Origin of the sequence: Arthrobacter methylotrophus (assembly GCF_039539965.1) — a bacterium.
In the GTDB taxonomy this organism is placed as follows: domain Bacteria; phylum Actinomycetota; class Actinomycetes; order Actinomycetales; family Micrococcaceae; genus Arthrobacter; species Arthrobacter methylotrophus.
On sequence record NZ_BAABED010000001.1, the window covers coordinates 3,046,774 to 3,063,217 of the forward strand.

The following is a 16,444-nucleotide window of genomic DNA, read 5'->3' on the forward strand; positions in this document are numbered from 1 at the left end:
TTGTTCAACGGCGGATGGACCAACGGGCGGCGGCGAGCGCCCCCGGTGTCCGGGATACGGGACTGGCCTCCGAACCATGGCAAAGGATTGCAGCTGCCGCGAGTTCGGCGATCGCGGAGGATGTCTGAAAACCGTAGCCGCTTTGGCCCGCGAGCCAGAAGAAACCAGGAGCCTCCGCGTCGAAGCCCACCACCGGTACGCCATCGGCAGCTTCCGTGCGCAGCCCGGTCCAGGCCGAGGCGACCGAATGGATGCCCAGCGAAGTCAGGGAATTCAACCGGGCCACGAGCTCTTCCACGTCGCCGGGCCGCGGCCGCGCGTCCTCGGCGCCGCTCGGCACCTTCTCCGACGGCGAGATCAGGACTTGTTCGCCTTCGCGCCGGAAATAATACGAATCGTCCGCCGCAGCCACCAAGGGGCTGCCAGGCGGAAGGGGGCGTTCGACGTCGACGATCGCCGCCGTCCGGCGGTACGGCTGCAATCCGAGCTTCTCCACCCCGCTAAGCACCGCAAGTTCGTCCGCCCAGGCACCGGCCGCATTGACGACGACGCCGGTCTGGAAGCCCTCCAGCCCGGCCCCCAGTTGCCATCCGGAGCCGAGTCGCTGGGCCGAGTGCACCCGCGCGCCGGTGATGATGTCCACTCCCCCGGCCTCGGCGCGTTCCTTGTGGTCCTCCAGCAGCACTGGTGCGTTACAGGCGAAGGATCCGGTATCCAGCCCCGCAGCCGTGAAAGACCCCGGATTCAGTGCCGGGCACAGTTCAAGGGCTTCGGCGTGCGTGATGGAATGCATGTGCCCGCTGGCTTCCGCGCGGACCGTCGCTTCGTCGCCCACCAACATGAACGAGCGCGGCTCCAACACCGGTACCGGCAACTCGGCGTCGCGGGCAGCCATGAGTTCCAGCGTGCGTACCGTGAGTTCCTGCACGACGGCCGGACCGAGGCTGGGGATTAACTGCCGCGCCGAGCGGGAGGACGCGTGGTAGGCGAGCGTTTGTTCGGCTTCCACGAGGGCCACCGAACATTGGCCGGCCAAAGCGGAAGCCAGCGACAACCCGGCGATGCCGCCACCGACAATCACCACATCATAATTTGCAGCCATCCCTCCATCCTGACAGCGCGGAAGCCTGGATGTAAGGGGACCGGTCGCGAAGTGATCGGTTTCGAAGGGCTTGGCTCGGGTTACTCCACCGACGACGGTTTGATGCCGCTGTAGGGAGTCCACCAGGTCAGGGGCGCCGTGACTGTGAAGCGCCGCCCTGAGATTGAGTCCGCGGGAATCCGCACGAAGTGGTCCTTCCTGCCCGCTTGCCAGGGAAAGAGCGGGAGGGCGAACGAGTCAACCACGTCCTCGGGCGCTTTCAGCGGGACAGCCTTGCCGTGGAGCACAACGCTCCAGGCGACGCCGGTGTCCTCATTGACACCGTCGACTTCCATGGCCACCGGGAATTCGCTCAGGGCGGCGTCCAGCTTTGTGCCTGTCCCCGTCCTGAAGACGACGGTCCCGTGGTCCACCGTGTAGTTGATGGGGAAAATGTCCGGGCGGTCGCCGAGCCATACGGCGAGTCTGCCAACACGCACGCTTCTCAGGAGATTCCAGCATTCCTGGGGATCCAACACCTCGGCGGGAGCTTGCACTGCATCATTATTCATAGTGCCGATCCTAGGCCCCGGATCCCGATCGGCACAGCAGGCCAGGTGCGGGTCAAGGGGCCAGGCAAGGGTCGGGGACTTTAGCGGAGGTACTGAAGCTGCTCGAAGTGATCGATGTAGGCGTCAAGGAGCTCTTGAGCCACCCTGACGGAATCCACCAGGGGGTTCATTGCCAGAGCCTTGTAGGCCGAACGCCGGGAGCCCGTCAGGGCAGCGTGGATGGTTGCGCGTTCCACTGCTTTGGCGTTGACGACGAGCCCTCGCGCGTAGTCCGGCAACGGCCGGGTGGGGAGGAGGCGGATTTGCCCGGCATCCACGAGGCAGGGTGCCTCGATGACGGCGTCGGCGTCGAGCTCGGCCAAGGTGCCCCTGTTGGGGACATTCAGGATCAGGCGGGCCGCCTCCCCTTGGCGGATGGCCCGCATGATGGCCAAGGCAACGGATTCGTATCCGCCGGTCACCAGGTCCTCGGGTGCCCGTTCGAAGGTTCCGGAGGCGTCCCTGTTGCTCTGCATATACGTCTCTTCGCGGTCCAGCTTGGTCTTTTCCCAGAGCCCGAGGGCTGCCTTCGACGTCGGACTCCGCAGGGCGGGCGCCGCTCCGCCGTCGTTCCCGTTCAGGAGGCCGTTGTAGAAGGACGATTGCTGCCGCGCCAAGTAGGCGCCGCGGGTGCTTTCGGCGCGGCGATCGGCGTCGAGCGCTTCCCGCCTGAAGTAGTAGTAGTGCAGATACTCATTGGGAACCGCTCCCAGCGCCTGGATCCACGAAGCGCCGAAGAGCCGGCCCTCCTCAAAGGACTCGATAGCGCCGGCGTCGGCCAGGAGGCGCGGCAGGACGTCCTCGCCGTCGACTACCAGTCCCCGTAGCCAGCCGAGGTGGTTGAGTCCGAAGTAGTCGATCTCCACGGAGCCATCGCGAAAGGCCGCCGCGCCGCGGTGGATTCCCGCTGCGAGGAGGCATCGCCTGGCCAGCCCGACCGGCGAATCGCAGATCCCCACCACCTTGGTGCCGAGGACTTCCGTCATGGCCTCGGTGATGACCCCGGCGGGGTTGGTGAAGTTGATGAACCAAGCCTCCGGCGCGTGCTTTTTCACGGCCTCGGCGATGTCCAGAACCACGGGGATGGTCCGCAAGGCGTAGGAAATCCCTCCTGCGCCCACCGTCTCTTGCCCGATGACGCCGTGTTCAAGGGCAATCCGTTCATCGGCGGCACGCCCCTCCAGCCCGCCCACCCTGATGGCCGAGAAGATGAAGTCGGTACCGGGCAATGCCTCCGACAACTCGGTGAACAACCGCACTATCGGCGCATCGGGCATTCCCTCGGCCAGCTCAGAGAGGACCCTGGCGACGACGCCCAGGCGCGCGGCGTCGGCATCAAACAGCCTGAGCTCGGTGACGCGGCCAGGTTCACGGTCCGCAAGCAGCGCCGAATAGACCAGCGGAACCCGGAATCCGCCGCCGCCCAGGATGGTGAGGATCATGGAACTCAGAGCCCCGCGGCGGCGCGGCTCTTCACGAAGGCCTGGACACACGCCTCGACGTCCTCCGAGCTGTGTGCTGCCGAGAGCTGCACCCGGATCCGGGCGGCGCCCTTGGGTACTACGGGATGGCTGAACGCCGTGACGAACACTCCGTGGTGGAGCATCTCGTCGGCCACCTTCGCCGCAACCACCGCGTCGCCGAACATCACCGGAATGATGGCGTGCTCGCCGTCGAGCAGCTCGAAGCCTTCCTCGCTCATGCGGCGCCGGAACAAGGCGGCGTTCTCGAAGAGTCTGGAGCGGAGTTCTCCTGAGCCTTGGACCAGTTCAATGGCCTTGATCGTGGCTGCAACGATGGCCGGTGCCAGCGAGTTGGAGAAAAGGTACGGACGGGCCTTCTGGCGCAGCATGGCGACGATTTCCCTGCGGCCGGAAACGTAGCCGCCGGAGGCGCCGCCGAGGGCTTTGCCGAACGTGCCGGTGTAGATATCCACCCTGCCGGAAACGCCCGCGTGTTCCGGAGTTCCCGCGCCCGTGGGGCCCATGAAGCCGACCGCGTGGGAGTCGTCCACCATGACCAGGGCATCGTGTTTTTCCGCGAGATCGCAGATGGCCTCGAGCGGGGCGAGGTAGCCGTCCATCGAGAACACGCCGTCGGTGACGACGATCTTGCGCCGGGCCGGCGCCTCGCCAGTTGAAGCCTCGATCAGCTTGGCTTCAAGGTCGGCCATGTCCTGGTTGGCATAACGGAAGCGCTTGGCTTTGCTCAGCCGGATGCCGTCGATAATGGAGGCGTGGTTCAGGGAATCGGAGATGATGGCGTCCTCGGGCCCGAACAGGGACTCGAAGACGCCCCCGTTGGCGTCGAAGCAGCTGGAGAACAGGATGGTGTCCTCGGTTCCCAGGAACTTTGAGACGTGGGCTTCGAGCTCAAGGTGCAGGTCCTGGGTGCCGCAGATGAAACGGACCGACGCCATGCCGAAGCCGCGCTCGTCCATGGCGGACTTGGCGGCCGCGATGATGTCAGGGTGGTCTGCGAGGCCCAGGTAGTTGTTGGCACAGAAGTTCAGGACAGTGTTCGCTGGCTCGCCGAGCTGGCCTGCGGCAATGTGGCTGGCTTGCGGCGAATCAATGTGACGTTCGGTCTTGAAGAGGCCTGCGGTGCGGATCTCGTCAAGCTCGCCCTGCAGCTGGTCTTTGATGCTTGAGTACATGGGTGGCTCCTGGTACTGGGGGTAGAGTGCTGGTTTGGCGGACTTTACGGCGTCTTAGAGTTCGGTCCAGTCGAGGACAACCTTGCCGCCCGTGCCGGCGCGGGCGATTTCGAAGCCCTCTTCCCAGTCGGTGGCGGACAGCTTGTCCGTGACGACGGCGGAAATGTTGCGGTGCAGAGCGGAGTTGGAGGACAACATGGCGCTCATGGCGTACCAGGTTTCGTACATCTCCCGGCCGTAGATGCCCTTGAGGGTCAGCATGTGGGTGACCACCTTGCCCCAGTCGATATCGATGGACTGGCTGGGCAAGCCGAGCATGGCGATGCGTCCGCCGTGGTTCATGTTGTTGATCATCTCAGGCAGGGCCGTGGGATGTCCCGACATTTCCAGGCCGATGTCGAATCCTTCACGCATGCCGAGTTCGAGCTGCGCATCCTTGACGCGCATCTTGGAAACATCGACAGCGAGGTCCACGCCCATCTTCCGGGCCAGTTCGAGGCGGGGGGCGGAGACGTCCGTGATGGCAATCTTGCGGGCCCCGGCGTGGCGAGCGACGGCGATTGCCATGAGCCCGATGGGTCCGGCACCCGTGATGAGCACGTCCTCGCCGACCAGCGGAAAGCTCAGGGCGGTGTGGACGGCGTTGCCGAAGGGGTCGAAGATGGCACCGAGCTCGGGAGTGACGGAGGGATCGTGGTGGACCCAGACGTTGGTCTCCGGGATGACAACGTACTCGGCGAAGGCGCCATCGCGCTGCACGCCAACGGACACTGTGTGGATGCACATCTGGCGGCGGCCGGCACGGCAATTGCGGCAGATTCCGCAGACCACGTGGCCTTCACCGGACACACGGTCACCGACCTTGACGTCGCGTACGTCCTCGCCCACGGCCACGACTTCGCCGTAGAACTCGTGGCCCGCAATCAGCGGCGCTTCGATGATGCCTTGCGCCCAGGCGTCCCAGGACTGGATGTGCAGATCCGTTCCGCAGATGCCCGTGGTCATGACACGGATCTTGACGTCGCCGGGACCTTCCTCCGGCTCGGGCCGTTCGACGAGTTCAAAACCAGCGTGCGGACCGGATTTGTAGAGAGCCTTCATGGGTCTTCCTCACTCAGGGATGGGGCGGTTTGTGTGCCGTTTCACTTCATTGAAACCTCACGAACGGTTTAGCACAACTAGGTTTTTCTCAATCAACGATTTAGCATTTGCTAAATGGAAGTGCATCAGCTCCAAATGCTCAGGGAACTAGGGGATCTAGGCAGTGTCAAGGCCGTGGCAGAGACCCTCATGGTCACTCCGTCCGCCGTCTCCCAGCAGCTCGCGCTCCTGCAGAAATCGGTGGATGTACCCCTCACCCGCAAGGAAGGCCGCGCCTTGGTGCTGACGGATGCGGGCCGGGTCCTCGCAGACGCCGGAGCCGCCGTCGTGAACGCCATGGCGGACGCCCGTGCCGCCATTGGCGCGTACCACGACTCGCCGGGCTCCACCGTGACCGTGAGCGCCTTCCACAGCGCGGGCCAGGCTCTCTTTGCGCCGCTTGCGGCCTTGCTGGCCGCCGCGCGCAGCACTGATCCGGAAAACAGCGTGCCCCAGGTGAAGCTCGCCGACGAGGACGTCGCCCAGGAAGACTTCCCGGGACTCGCCGCGCGGTACGACCTTGTGTTGGCGCACCGCATGGAGCACAGTCCCGAGTGGCCCACCGACAAGGTCGCGGTGATCCCCCTCGCCGACGAACCGCTCGACGTCGCGCTGCCTGCCGGGCACCCGCTCGCGGCGCGCCGCGAACTCAAGCCGGCCGACGTCGTCGGGCAGCCTTGGGTGACCAGCCGCGCCGGCTACTCCCCCGCGGACGTGCTGGCCGCCGTCGTCGCCGTCAACGGGCGTCCGGCCGATGTCCTGCACCGTATCAACGACTACTCCACGGTGGCCTCGCTCGTGGCGGCCGGTGGCGCAATCGGCTTGCTCCCCCGCTTCACCGCCCAGCGCGTGTTGGACGCGGGCGTGGTGTTGCGTCCGCTGGCGGGGGTGAATTCGGTGCGCAAGATCGACATCCTGGCGAGGCCGGAAACCCTGAAACGGAAATCGGTCATGACGGTCTGCGACGCACTGCAGACCGTCATGAGCGAACTTTCCGGGGCTTCTTAGCCCAACTGACTCGCATTTGTTGACGTTTTGGAGGCTCAAAACGACAAAAACTGCGAGTTACTTGGCTGCGGGAGGGGACGCCCTCTAAACGCTGCTCCCGTAACCCAGCCGCCGTCCGCCGTCGTTGGGTGACGAGGGCAGGGTACCCGCAATAATGCGGTTCGCTGTGACTGCACTGCCACTCTTGATGCCGGAGACCACAACGGTGTCTCCCGACTTCAGGTCAGTAGCCTTGATGCTTTGAAGCGACGGCCGCCGGCCTTGCGTTCCAGTTCCGGCCCCGGCGAGCTTGACGATGGTGGTAGACGATGTGATCGCGAAGCTCTGCGTGAAACCGTCATCGCTCTTCACGGAAATGCTCGAATCGCTGACGGACTGCACGGTGCCACGCTGTGTCACGAGCGTTGTGAATGTGCCGTCCTTGTTCTTGACCGTGAACTCACTGTGGATCCCTGGGCCTGCGAAACCGCGCGGAAGTACGGGGAATGGCCGGGCCTTGCCGGGCGAAGGGGCAGGGGGCGCGGTAGCGCCGGGAGAAGGGGTAGCGGGCGACGCGGTGCTCGTAGGCGAAGCGCCCACGTACGAGGGGATGATCTGGCCGGCAGCCCAGACTGCGGCCACACCACCGCCGCTCAAGACGACGGCGATACCGCCGGCGATGAGAGCTTTACGAAGCCCCGGAGTCATGGTGGACATGGCCTAATCCTTTCTCCGCTCCTCCCCGAGCCGGTAAGGGGCGGGCAGCAAAGAACTGATGACTCCATGATGAGCCTTGAAGCTGTGTTCCGGCTGTGGATCCAGACCCAACTAGCTCGCATTTGTTGTCGCTATGAGGGCTCAAAACGACGTTAACTGCGAGCTAGTTGGGTGTGGCGGGAGACGGTGCGGTTAGCCTTCGACGCCGAGCTTCTCGAGGATCAGCTCGCGCACGCGTCCGGCGTCGGCCTGGCCGCGGGTGGCCTTCATGACACCGCCGACGATCGCACCGATGGCCTGCACCTTGCCGCCGCGGATTTTCTCCGCAACGTCCGGCTGGGCCGCCAGTGCGGCGTCGATCGCTTCCAGCAACGGACCGTCGTCGGACACGACCGCGAGGCCGCGCTTCTGGACGATCTCTGCAGGGGTGCCTTCACCGGCGAGGACCCCGTCGAGCACCTGCGACGCCATCTTGTTGTTGATCTTGCCGCCCTCGACCAGCTTGTTCAGCTCCACGATGGTCGCCGGAGTGACGCCAAGCTCGGAGGGGTCGACGTCGGCCGTCTTGGCGCGTCCGACAATCTCGCCCATCCACCACTTACGTGCCACGGAAGCGCTGGCGCCGGCCGCGATGGTTTCCTCGATGGAGTCCATGACGTCGGCGTTCACGACGTCGCGGAACTCAAGGTCCGAATAACCCCAGTCGGCCTGGAGCCGCTTGCGGCGAGCCGCGGGCGGCTCGGGCAGCGTCGCGCGGAGCTCTTCCACCCATTCCCGGGATGCAAGGACCGGAACGAGGTCCGGCTCCGGGAAGTAGCGGTAGTCGTCAGCGTCGGACTTCGCCCGGCCCGACGTCGTCGTGCGCGTGTCCTCGTGCCAGTGGCGCGTTTCCTGAATAACCGGCTCACCGGAGTCCAGGACGGCGGCGTGGCGCTGGATTTCGTAGCGGACGGCGTGCTCGACGGCGCGCAGCGAGTTCACGTTCTTCGTCTCGGAACGAATGCCGAACCGTTCGCGCCCGTGCGGGCGGAGCGAGACGTTGGCATCGCAGCGGACGTTGCCGCGCTCCATTTTGGCGTCGGAGACTCCGAGGTTCTTGACGATCTCCCGAACGGCGGCAACGTACGCCTTGGCGAGCTCGGGCGCGCGGCTGCCCGCCCCCTCAATCGGCTTGGTGACGATTTCCACCAGCGGAACACCCGAACGGTTATAGTCCACCAGCGAGTAGTCGGCACCTTGGATGCGGCCCGTGGCGCCACCCATGTGGGTAAGCTTGCCGGCGTCTTCTTCCATGTGTGCGCGCTCGATCTCGACGCGGAAAACGGTGCCGTCCGAAAGCTCAATGTCCAGGTAGCCGTCATAGGCAATGGGCTCGTCGTACTGGGAGGTCTGGAAGTTCTTCGGAGTGTCCGGGTAGAAGTAGTTCTTCCGGGCGAAACGGCAGTACTCGGCGATCTTGCAGTTCAGGGCGAGGCCGATCTTGATGGAAGACTCCACCGCAGTCTTGTTCACGACCGGCAGGACACCTGGCATGCCAAGGTCCACCTCGTTGACGTTGGTGTTCGGCTCGTCGCCGAAGACGTTCGGGGCGGAGGAGAACATCTTGGTCTTGGTGTTGAGCTCCACGTGGACCTCGAAGCCAAGGACGGGATCGTACTTCTCCATGGCCTCTTCGAAGCTGAGGATGGCGTCGGTAGACATCAGTTGGAACCTCCGGCGGTGATGGAGCTGGAACCGAGAGCGGGTGCCTCCAGGGCAGGGGCCTGCAGTACGGGGGCGCGGTCCAACAACGGACCACCCCACTTCTCTTCGAGCAAGGATTCAAGGACGGCACCCACGCGGTACAGACGGGCGTCCTCGTGGGCGGGAGCCAGAAGTTGGATGCCGACGGGCAGACCGTCTTCGTCGGCCAGGCCGCCCGGCAAGGACAGTCCGGGGATGCCTGCCATGTTCGCCGGAATGGTCGCCACGTCGTTGAGGTACATGGCCAACGGATCGTCCAGCTTCTCACCCAGCTTGAAGGCCGTGGTGGGAGCCGTCGGCGAAATCAGAACATCGGCCTGCGCGAACGCGGCATCGAAATCACGCTGGATGAGCGTGCGGACCTTCTGCGCCGAGCCATAGTACGCGTCGTAGTAGCCTGCGCTCAGGGCATAGGTGCCCAGGATGATGCGGCGCTTGACCTCATCGCCAAAACCGGCGGCACGGGTCGCGGCCATGACGCGTTCGATCGTCATGGGGCCGTCCTCCGGCAGGACACGCAAGCCGTAGCGCACGCCGTCGAACTTGGCCAGGTTGCTCGAAACCTCGGACGGCATGATCAGGTAGTAGGCGCCCAAGGCGTATTTGAAGTTGGGGCAGGAAACCTCGACGATTTCCGCGCCGGCGCCCTTGAGCAGCTCGAGGGACTCGTTGAAACGGTTCTCGACGCCGGCCTGGTAGCCCTCGCCGTGGAGTTCCTTGATGATGCCGATCTTCATGCCCGTGATGTTGCCTGTCCTGGCTGCGGCAACAAGGGTATCGAACGGATCCGTCAGCGACGTGGAGTCGAACGGGTCGTGGCCGCCGATGACTTCCTGCAGCAGGGCCGAGTCCAGCACGGTCCGCGAGACCGGGCCGATCTGGTCCAACGACGACGCCATGGCGATGGCACCGTAGCGGGAAACAGCTCCGTAGGTCGGCTTCATGCCGACGGTGCCGGTGACTGCGCCGGGCTGACGGATGGATCCGCCGGTGTCCGTGCCGAGGGCTAGCGGAGCTTCGAAAGCTGCGACGGCGGCCGCGGAGCCACCACCGGAGCCGCCCGGAATGCGGTCCAGATCCCAAGGGTTGCGGGTGGGACCGTAGGCCGAGTGTTCAGTGGAGGAACCCATCGCGAATTCGTCCAGGTTGGTCTTGCCCAGAATGGGCATCTTCGCTGCGCGCAGCTTCTTGATGACGGTGGCGTCATAGGGGCTGTACCAGCCCTCGAGGATCTTCGAACCTGCCGTGGTGGGCTGTCCAACGGTCACAATGAGGTCCTTGACCGCGATGGGCACGCCGGCGAGTACGTGCAACGCTTCGGCCTCGGCACCGCCAGCCGCGCGGATCCCGTCCACCTCGGCGGCGACGGCGAGCGCTTCTTCAGTGTTGACGTGCAAGAACGCATGGATGCCAGCAGCCCCGCCGTCGACAAGGGCGATCCGGTCCAGGTACGCCTGGGTGACCTCGACGGATGTGATCTCGCGCGCGGCCAGCTTGGCGGCCAGTTGCGCTGCGGACAGGCGGATGAGTTCGGTGTTGTTCAATTCAGTCATTCGTTTAGTCCTCATCCAGGATTGCCGGAACCTTGAAACGGCCCTCGAAGGAATCCGGAGCCCCTGACAACGCCTGCTCGGCAGTGAATGTGTGGCCCACGACATCCTCACGGAACACATTGGTCAACGGAATCGGATGGGACGTGGCCGGGACATCGTCCCCGGCGGCTTCGCTGACGGACTTCACCGATTCCACGATGACGGCAAGCTCGCCGGCCATCCTGTCCAGCTCTTCGGCACTCATTTCAATGTGAGCCAGACGCGCAAGATGCGCGACGTCGTCACGGTTGATCGCAGCCATGGATCTCCCCTGCAAAGTTCAAATGGTTTTCCGGACTAGTCTACGTTGGTTGGACAACGAACGACGCGGGGTCACTTACGGCCCATCCGGAGGTCCGGATGGGCCGTAAGTGACCCCGCGTTGCTTGGTGCGGGCGATTGCTTTGTTACCCGATGCCGATGGCACCCGTCAGCATGCCCACCGCGAGCATGACGACCGAGATCACCGCGGTGCGCCAGAGGACCTTTTTGTGGTGGTCTCCCAGTTCCACCTTGGCGAGGGATACCAGGAGCAGGATCGCCGGGACCAAAGGGCTCTGGAGGTGGAATGGCTGGCCGGTGATGGAGGCGCGGGCCATTTCCGCGCCGCTGACGCCGTAGTGCGCGGCGGTTTCGCTCAGGACCGGCAGGACGCCGAAGTAGAAGGCGTCGTTGCTCATGAAGAACGTCATGGGGATGCTGAGCAGACCGGTAATGACGGCCATGAACGGACCCATCTCGGCGGGGATGATGTGGACCAGCCACGCGGACATCTCCTTGACCATGCCGGTGCCGTTGAGGACGCCCGTGAGGACGGCCGCTGCCATGACCATGCTGACCACGGCCACGATGGACGGCGCGTGGGCCACCAACTGTGCGCCCTGTTCCTTGACCTTGGGGAAGTTCACCAGCAGGGCAATGGCGGAACCCACCATGAAGACGTAGGGCAGGGGCACCAGGTTGGCCACGAGCATGACCATCACGGCGACCGTCAGGCCGAGGTTGAACCAGAAGAGCTTGGGTCGCAGGGTCTTGCGCTGGGGATCCAGCGCGGTGTCGGTCAGGCCCGTGTCGGCGAGGTCAACCGGCGTTTCGCTGCGTTCGAGGACGCCGACGCCGGCGCTTCCGCCGGTGCCAGGCTTGGCGGCGGTGCGGCTCGAGCCCGACCCGCCGCCCGCAGACCCGCCTCCCGCAGACCCGCCGCCCGCAGACCCGCCGCCCGTGCCGCCGTCGTGCGTGCCGCCGTCGAACACGTCACCGGCGTCGGAGGCGTCGCCCCAGATCTCGGGGGCCGCGGCGCGAAGGCGGTTGCGTTCCTGCAGGCCCAACAGCCAAGAGAACACGAAGACGACCACGAGGCCCACGATGAGGGAGGGGACCATGGGAACAAAGACGTCGTTGACGTCGATCTTGAGGGCGGTGGCTGCGCGGGCCGTTGGGCCACCCCACGGCAGGATGTTCATGGTGCCGTTCGCCAGGCCAGCCACGCAGGTCAGGACCACGGGGCTCATCTTCAAGCGGAGGTAGACGGGCAGCATCGCGGCCGTGGTGAGGATGAAGGTGGTGGAGCCGTCGCCGTCGAGCGATACGGCGGCGGCCAGGATGGCGGTGCCGAGCACCACTTTGGCGGGGTCGTTGCCGAGCTTGCGGAGAATGAACTTCACGAGCGGGTCGAACAGCCCCACATCGATCATCAGTCCGAAGTACACGATCGCGAACATCAGGAGGGCGGCCGTCGACGTCATTGACTTCATCGAGTCCATCACCATGCTTCCGATGCCAAGGCCGGCACCGGCAAACAGTCCGAAGATGGTGGGGACGATGATCAGCGCCAGAACGGGCGTCAACTTCTTAGTCATGATCAGGACCATGAACACCGCAATCATTGCGAATCCAAGCAATACCAGCACAGCCGGCTCCTTACATCAGTGAATGGCACCACCTCGATGTGATGCGCGATACAGAACGTATAGTGGCCGCGCTCACAACAAGGCGTTTGCGGGATTTGATGGACATACTGCTGATTGAGAGCATTTTGCTCATTGTGCTCAGTGCTTCAATGGAGAGATAGCCCTCGAGAAACAGCGCCGCCGCCCCTCCGGCCGCCCGATCCCCGCCGAAGGAGGCAGGATGCCCAAGCTTGCCCCGCGCTTCTCGACGCAGACCCTGCTCCTCCAGCTCGGCGTCGTCCTCTTGGTGGTGCTGCTCAGTGGTACGGTCCACGCGTGGCTCGTCTACGGCCGCATCGGTGCAGAAGCGGAAAGGCACGCACTGACGTTGGCGCGAACTGTGGCCTCGGACCCCGTGATCCGTTCCGAAGTCCAAGCCATCAGCAGGGAACCGGGAACCCCGCCGGCCGCGGAACTCGCAGCGGGACCCATCCAGGCCACCGCCGAGGCTGCAAGGGGGCGCACGGGAGCGTTGTTCGTGGTCGTCACGGACGAGACGGGCCTGCGGTTGGCCCACCCGGACCGGGCCAGGCTTGGCGAACGGGTCAGTACGGATCCCTCGGATGCCCTGGCCGGAAAGGAAGTCACCACACGAAACACCGGCACCCTGGGGCCGTCCGCCGGTGCGAAGGTTCCGGTCTATGCACCAGGCTCCGCCACCTCCGTAGTGGGCGAAGTCAGTGTGGGCTACTCGATGGAATCGCTCGGCCAAAGCCTCGGCGAGGACATCGTCCCCATTGCCCTCACGGCGGCAGGCTCCCTGGCTGTCGGCGCCCTTGCATCGTTCCTCATGCGTCGACGCTTGCAACGGCTGACCCTGGGGCTCGAACCCGAAGAGATCAGCACCCTGGTGCATGATCAAGTGGCCGTGCTGCAAGGCGTCGACGACGGCGTGATCGGGATTTCCGCCGACGGCCGCATTACGGTCTTCAACGCTGCGGCGAGGCGACTGCTAGACATCCCGGACGCACCGGCAACCCCGAGCTCCCCCGCCCACAGTGACGCCTCCCGGAATGGCTCCACCAACGGACATGTCCTGACGGGCAGCAGCTGGGCGGATGCTGACGTGCCGGCACAATTGAAGGCCCTTACCCAGCCCTCGGCGCACGACGCCGAAGCCGTCGAAATCGTCGCCGGTGGCCGGGTCCTGGTTGCCAACGCCCGCAAGGCGCTGCACCGTCAAGAGGATCTCGGCTGGGTCGTCATGCTCCGCGACCGCACCGAACTGCAGCAGTTGACCCGCCAGCTCGACGCTGTCGGCACCATGTCGGCCGCATTGCGAGCCCAGCGTCACGAGTTCGCGAACCAGCTTCACACGATCGCCGGCTTCTTGAGCATCGGCCAACACGGCCAGGCCAAAGACTATCTCGCCAGGATCTCAGCCACCGGTCCGCTGAAGTTTCCGGTGCAGCAAGCCGAGCTCCTCCAGGATCCCTATCTGCAGGCTTTCGTCGGAGCGAAGGGCGTGGAGGCGGACGAGCGAGGCGTGGCTTTGCGGATCGGTCCGGAGACTCTCGTGCGCGGCCATGTCACCGAGCCGCAGGACGTCACCACGGTTCTCGGCAACCTGATCGACAACGCCGTCAACGCCGCCGTGGCCGGCTCTTCCACGCAACGCTGGGTAGAGCTTGAGCTGCTCGACGAACCGGGGCCCGACGGCGGCACGCTGCACATCGTCGTCGCGGACTCCGGCGACGGTCTGCGCGGCATCGAGCGCGAAAGGGTGTTCGTGGAAGGATTCACGACGGCGGAGCCCACTGGCGGCGGAATGGCCAGCGCGGGTGGCCAGGGACTGGGCCTCGCATTGGTCCGGCAACTCGCCCGGCGTCGCAGTGGCGACGTGCGCGTCCTGGAACCCGGCTCCCCCGGTGGTCCTGGCGCCGTCTTCATGGCCACCATGCCCAGAGTCACCGGAACTCCGGACGACGCCGCGCCAGCCGCCCTCTCCACCTCGGCCGAACCCACGGAAGGACAACAATGAGCGAAGACTTCAGGGTCTTGATTGTGGATGATGACTTCCACGTCGCCAAGCTCCACGCCGCCTATGTGGATTCAGTGGCCGGCTTCCTTGCCTTGGCTCCGGCGGGATCCACCACACAGGCGTTGCAGGCGGTGCACAGCCTCCGGCCGGACCTCGTGTTGCTGGACGTTTACCTGCCGGACGGTTCAGGCCTGGATCTTCTGGGCCAACTCGATGTGGATGCCATGATGCTGACCGCGGCTTCGGATGCTGCGTCCATCCGGACGGCCCTGCGCCGCGGGGCTTTGGCGTATCTCCTGAAGCCGTTCACTGCCGAGTCGCTGTCGCAGCAGCTGCGTTCCTATGCCAGATTCCGGCGGATCCTCGGCAAGCAGCATGCCGTGGACCAGGAAACTATCGAGCGGGCCAAGCGGTCGCTCATCGCCGGTGACGTGGCGCCGTCGGGCAAGCCGCGCTCGGCGACCGAAGCGTCCGTGTTGGATTCGTTGGCCCCGGGGGCGCAATATTCCGCGGTGGAAGTGGCAGAACGGGTGGGTGTCTCACGGGCCACGGCACAACGGTACCTCTCCTCGCTGGCCGATGATGGCGCCGTCGAGATCCAATTGAGGTACGGCGCCACGGGCCGCCCGGAACATCGCTATGGCGTCCCCTCCCCAACTAACTCGCAATAGATGTCGTTCTGAGGCGTCAAAACGACAACAACTGCGAGTTAGTTGGGCTACTCAGGCGCTCTTCTGGGCTACCAGCTCGATTTCGACCAGCATTTCCGGATCAAGGAACGGCAGGACGTGGACCAACGAGAGGGTGGGCCGGATCTCGCCGAAGATCTCGCCGTGTGCGCGGCCGGCATCTTCCCACTTGCTAATGTCGGTCAGGTACAACTTGGACTGCACCACGTCCTCATAGGAGAATCCGGCATCGGCCAGGACGGTTTCGAGCTTCTCGAGGATGTACTTGGTCTGCGAGTAGAAGTCATCCCCCACAATCGCGTTCTTGCCATCAACGGTTCCGGACGCCGCCGTGGCCGAAATGAAGAGGGTATTGTCCACCTGGACTGCCCGGGAGTATCCAAGGGTCTGCTCCCAGACCGATCCCGTGCCGAATGTCTTACGCATGCTGCGCCTTTCTCAGTTTCCGCACCCATCTGCCTTCAAGAGCGATCGGGTTTACCAAGAAACTCTATGGCTGACGGACATCCTGTCGGTAAACAAACAGCTTTATGTCAGTTCCAGGAACAAACCAGTCGCGCTCCGGTTTCCGCACAAAACCGGTCTTGGCGTAGAGTGCATTGGCGCTTTCCCATGTGGCCCCAGTGGTGAGGGAAACGGCGTTGATGCCCTCCGTGATCCGGGCCTGCTCGACTACTGCCTGCACGAGCGCCCGGCCTGCTCCGGAGCGCTGAACATCCGGGTCAACCACCAAGGTGCGCATTTCGAGTTCGTCCGGGAGGCCAATGTCCGAAAAGTCGCCGCCTGCCTTGACTGATGTGACGGAACCAATGACTTGTCCATCGCGCTCGGCGACGAAAACATCGGCATGCCGGGCACGGCCGGCCACATCTCGGAGCTTCTCCAAATATGGGTGATCCGGGCTGCCGTAGTATCCGGCGGTCACATAAGACGACATCGTGATGCGGGCTACGGCGTCGTAGTCTTTGGGCAGGGCGGGACGGACGGTAATCTGCGAATGCACTGATCCATGGTAGTCGCGTCCGCGGGGCCAAGGGCGCCAAAGGGTCGTTTCCGTGACCGAGCTATCACCCCGAGGCTCACCCAGATATGCGCCGGCGTTCGTTGGCGGGTTCAGATATAGGTGAAGGAGCGTCGAGGAATTACCCCGCATAGGTGAGCGTGCGTCAGGGACGGCTCACCAATATTGCCCTCGGCTAACATTGCTTTCCATTGCGCCAGATTGAGCCTGGTTGCTGGCCATGAAGCCCGGTTTCCTGCTGTTGCGGAAAGGTTTCGCCGTGCTGGCGCGCCCAGCT

The 16,444-nt window shown here is 64.6% G+C and carries 15 protein-coding genes; 3 read left to right on the plus strand and 12 right to left on the minus strand.

What is annotated here, in order from left to right:
- Positions 1–4: 4 nt before the first annotated feature.
- From ABD884_RS16050 to tdh, 5 genes are all read right to left on the minus strand, one after another.
- On the minus strand, positions 5–1,102 hold the full coding sequence (locus tag ABD884_RS16050; protein ID WP_345047799.1) for an NAD(P)/FAD-dependent oxidoreductase: 1,098 nt from the start codon (positions 1,100–1,102) through the stop codon (positions 5–7).
- Positions 1,103–1,182: 80 nt separating this feature from the next.
- Complete coding sequence (locus ABD884_RS16055) at positions 1,183–1,653, minus strand: pyridoxamine 5'-phosphate oxidase family protein (RefSeq protein WP_035741678.1); 471 nt, start codon at positions 1,651–1,653, stop codon at positions 1,183–1,185.
- Positions 1,654–1,733: 80 nt separating this feature from the next.
- Positions 1,734–3,134 (minus strand): 6-phospho-beta-glucosidase, encoded by a 1,401-nt coding sequence (locus ABD884_RS16060; RefSeq protein ID WP_345054915.1) that lies wholly within the window; start codon positions 3,132–3,134, stop codon positions 1,734–1,736.
- A gap of 5 nt (positions 3,135–3,139) precedes the next feature.
- Positions 3,140–4,348: a glycine C-acetyltransferase gene (locus ABD884_RS16065; RefSeq protein WP_345047807.1), complete on the minus strand. Its 1,209-nt coding sequence runs from the start codon at positions 4,346–4,348 to the stop codon at positions 3,140–3,142.
- A gap of 54 nt (positions 4,349–4,402) precedes the next feature.
- Positions 4,403–5,449, minus strand: coding sequence for an L-threonine 3-dehydrogenase (tdh, locus tag ABD884_RS16070; protein WP_345047811.1), 1,047 nt, complete (start codon positions 5,447–5,449; stop codon positions 4,403–4,405).
- A gap of 114 nt (positions 5,450–5,563) precedes the next feature.
- Between tdh and ABD884_RS16075 the strand changes: the two genes are divergently transcribed.
- Positions 5,564–6,496, plus strand: a complete 933-nt coding sequence (locus ABD884_RS16075; RefSeq protein ID WP_345047814.1) for a LysR family transcriptional regulator — start codon at positions 5,564–5,566, stop codon at positions 6,494–6,496.
- A gap of 84 nt (positions 6,497–6,580) precedes the next feature.
- On the opposite strand, the gene ABD884_RS16080 is transcribed toward ABD884_RS16075, so the two are convergent.
- The 5 genes from ABD884_RS16080 to ABD884_RS16100 all read right to left on the minus strand — a co-directional run bounded on the left by ABD884_RS16080 (position 6,581) and on the right by ABD884_RS16100 (position 12,437).
- Complete coding sequence (locus ABD884_RS16080; RefSeq protein ID WP_345047816.1) at positions 6,581–7,192, minus strand: hypothetical protein; 612 nt, start codon at positions 7,190–7,192, stop codon at positions 6,581–6,583.
- 192 nt (positions 7,193–7,384) lie between these two features.
- Complete coding sequence (gatB, locus tag ABD884_RS16085; protein ID WP_345047819.1) at positions 7,385–8,893, minus strand: Asp-tRNA(Asn)/Glu-tRNA(Gln) amidotransferase subunit GatB; 1,509 nt, start codon at positions 8,891–8,893, stop codon at positions 7,385–7,387.
- Positions 8,893–10,488 (minus strand): Asp-tRNA(Asn)/Glu-tRNA(Gln) amidotransferase subunit GatA, encoded by a 1,596-nt coding sequence (gene gatA, locus ABD884_RS16090; protein ID WP_345047825.1) that lies wholly within the window; start codon positions 10,486–10,488, stop codon positions 8,893–8,895. Before gatA ends, gatB begins: the two co-directional genes overlap by 1 nt.
- A gap of 4 nt (positions 10,489–10,492) precedes the next feature.
- Entirely contained in the window at positions 10,493–10,789 is a 297-nt protein-coding gene (gatC, locus tag ABD884_RS16095; protein ID WP_028266499.1) for an Asp-tRNA(Asn)/Glu-tRNA(Gln) amidotransferase subunit GatC, read from the minus strand.
- Between the two features lie 145 nt (positions 10,790–10,934).
- Positions 10,935–12,437 carry a CitMHS family transporter gene (locus ABD884_RS16100; protein WP_345047830.1) on the minus strand — a complete coding sequence of 501 codons (1,503 nt, stop codon included), beginning with the start codon at positions 12,435–12,437 and terminating at the stop codon, positions 10,935–10,937.
- A gap of 220 nt (positions 12,438–12,657) precedes the next feature.
- Here ABD884_RS16100 and ABD884_RS16105 point away from each other — a divergent pair, with 220 nt between their 5' ends.
- Positions 12,658–14,457: a sensor histidine kinase gene (locus tag ABD884_RS16105; RefSeq protein WP_345047838.1), complete on the plus strand. Its 1,800-nt coding sequence runs from the start codon at positions 12,658–12,660 to the stop codon at positions 14,455–14,457.
- Positions 14,454–15,128 (plus strand): response regulator, encoded by a 675-nt coding sequence (locus ABD884_RS16110; RefSeq protein ID WP_345047843.1) that lies wholly within the window; start codon positions 14,454–14,456, stop codon positions 15,126–15,128. Before ABD884_RS16105 ends, ABD884_RS16110 begins: the two co-directional genes overlap by 4 nt.
- A gap of 51 nt (positions 15,129–15,179) precedes the next feature.
- On the opposite strand, the gene ABD884_RS16115 is transcribed toward ABD884_RS16110, so the two are convergent.
- Entirely contained in the window at positions 15,180–15,572 is a 393-nt protein-coding gene (locus tag ABD884_RS16115) for a RidA family protein (RefSeq protein ID WP_345047846.1), read from the minus strand.
- Between the two features lie 64 nt (positions 15,573–15,636).
- A complete protein-coding gene (locus ABD884_RS16120; RefSeq protein ID WP_345047849.1) occupies positions 15,637–16,149 on the minus strand; it encodes a GNAT family N-acetyltransferase in 513 nt (170 codons plus the stop codon).
- Between the last annotated feature and the right edge of the window lie 295 nt (positions 16,150–16,444).

Coding starts and splice junctions, on each gene's coding strand:
- ABD884_RS16050 (WP_345047799.1), bottom strand. CDS start 1,102: ATGGCTGCAAATTATGATGTGGTGATTGTCGGTGGCGGCATCGCCGGG.
- ABD884_RS16055 (WP_035741678.1), bottom strand. CDS start 1,653: ATGAATAATGATGCAGTGCAAGCTCCCGCCGAGGTGTTGGATCCCCAG.
- ABD884_RS16060 (WP_345054915.1), bottom strand. CDS start 3,134: ATGATCCTCACCATCCTGGGCGGCGGCGGATTCCGGGTTCCGCTGGTC.
- ABD884_RS16065 (WP_345047807.1), bottom strand. CDS start 4,348: ATGTACTCAAGCATCAAAGACCAGCTGCAGGGCGAGCTTGACGAGATC.
- tdh (WP_345047811.1), bottom strand. CDS start 5,449: ATGAAGGCTCTCTACAAATCCGGTCCGCACGCTGGTTTTGAACTCGTC.
- ABD884_RS16075 (WP_345047814.1), top strand. CDS start 5,564: ATGGAAGTGCATCAGCTCCAAATGCTCAGGGAACTAGGGGATCTAGGC.
- ABD884_RS16080 (WP_345047816.1), bottom strand. CDS start 7,192: ATGTCCACCATGACTCCGGGGCTTCGTAAAGCTCTCATCGCCGGCGGT.
- gatB (WP_345047819.1), bottom strand. CDS start 8,893: ATGTCTACCGACGCCATCCTCAGCTTCGAAGAGGCCATGGAGAAGTAC.
- gatA (WP_345047825.1), bottom strand. CDS start 10,488: ATGACTGAATTGAACAACACCGAACTCATCCGCCTGTCCGCAGCGCAA.
- gatC (WP_028266499.1), bottom strand. CDS start 10,789: ATGGCTGCGATCAACCGTGACGACGTCGCGCATCTTGCGCGTCTGGCT.
- ABD884_RS16105 (WP_345047838.1), top strand. CDS start 12,658: ATGCCCAAGCTTGCCCCGCGCTTCTCGACGCAGACCCTGCTCCTCCAG.
- ABD884_RS16110 (WP_345047843.1), top strand. CDS start 14,454: ATGAGCGAAGACTTCAGGGTCTTGATTGTGGATGATGACTTCCACGTC.
- ABD884_RS16115 (WP_345047846.1), bottom strand. CDS start 15,572: ATGCGTAAGACATTCGGCACGGGATCGGTCTGGGAGCAGACCCTTGGA.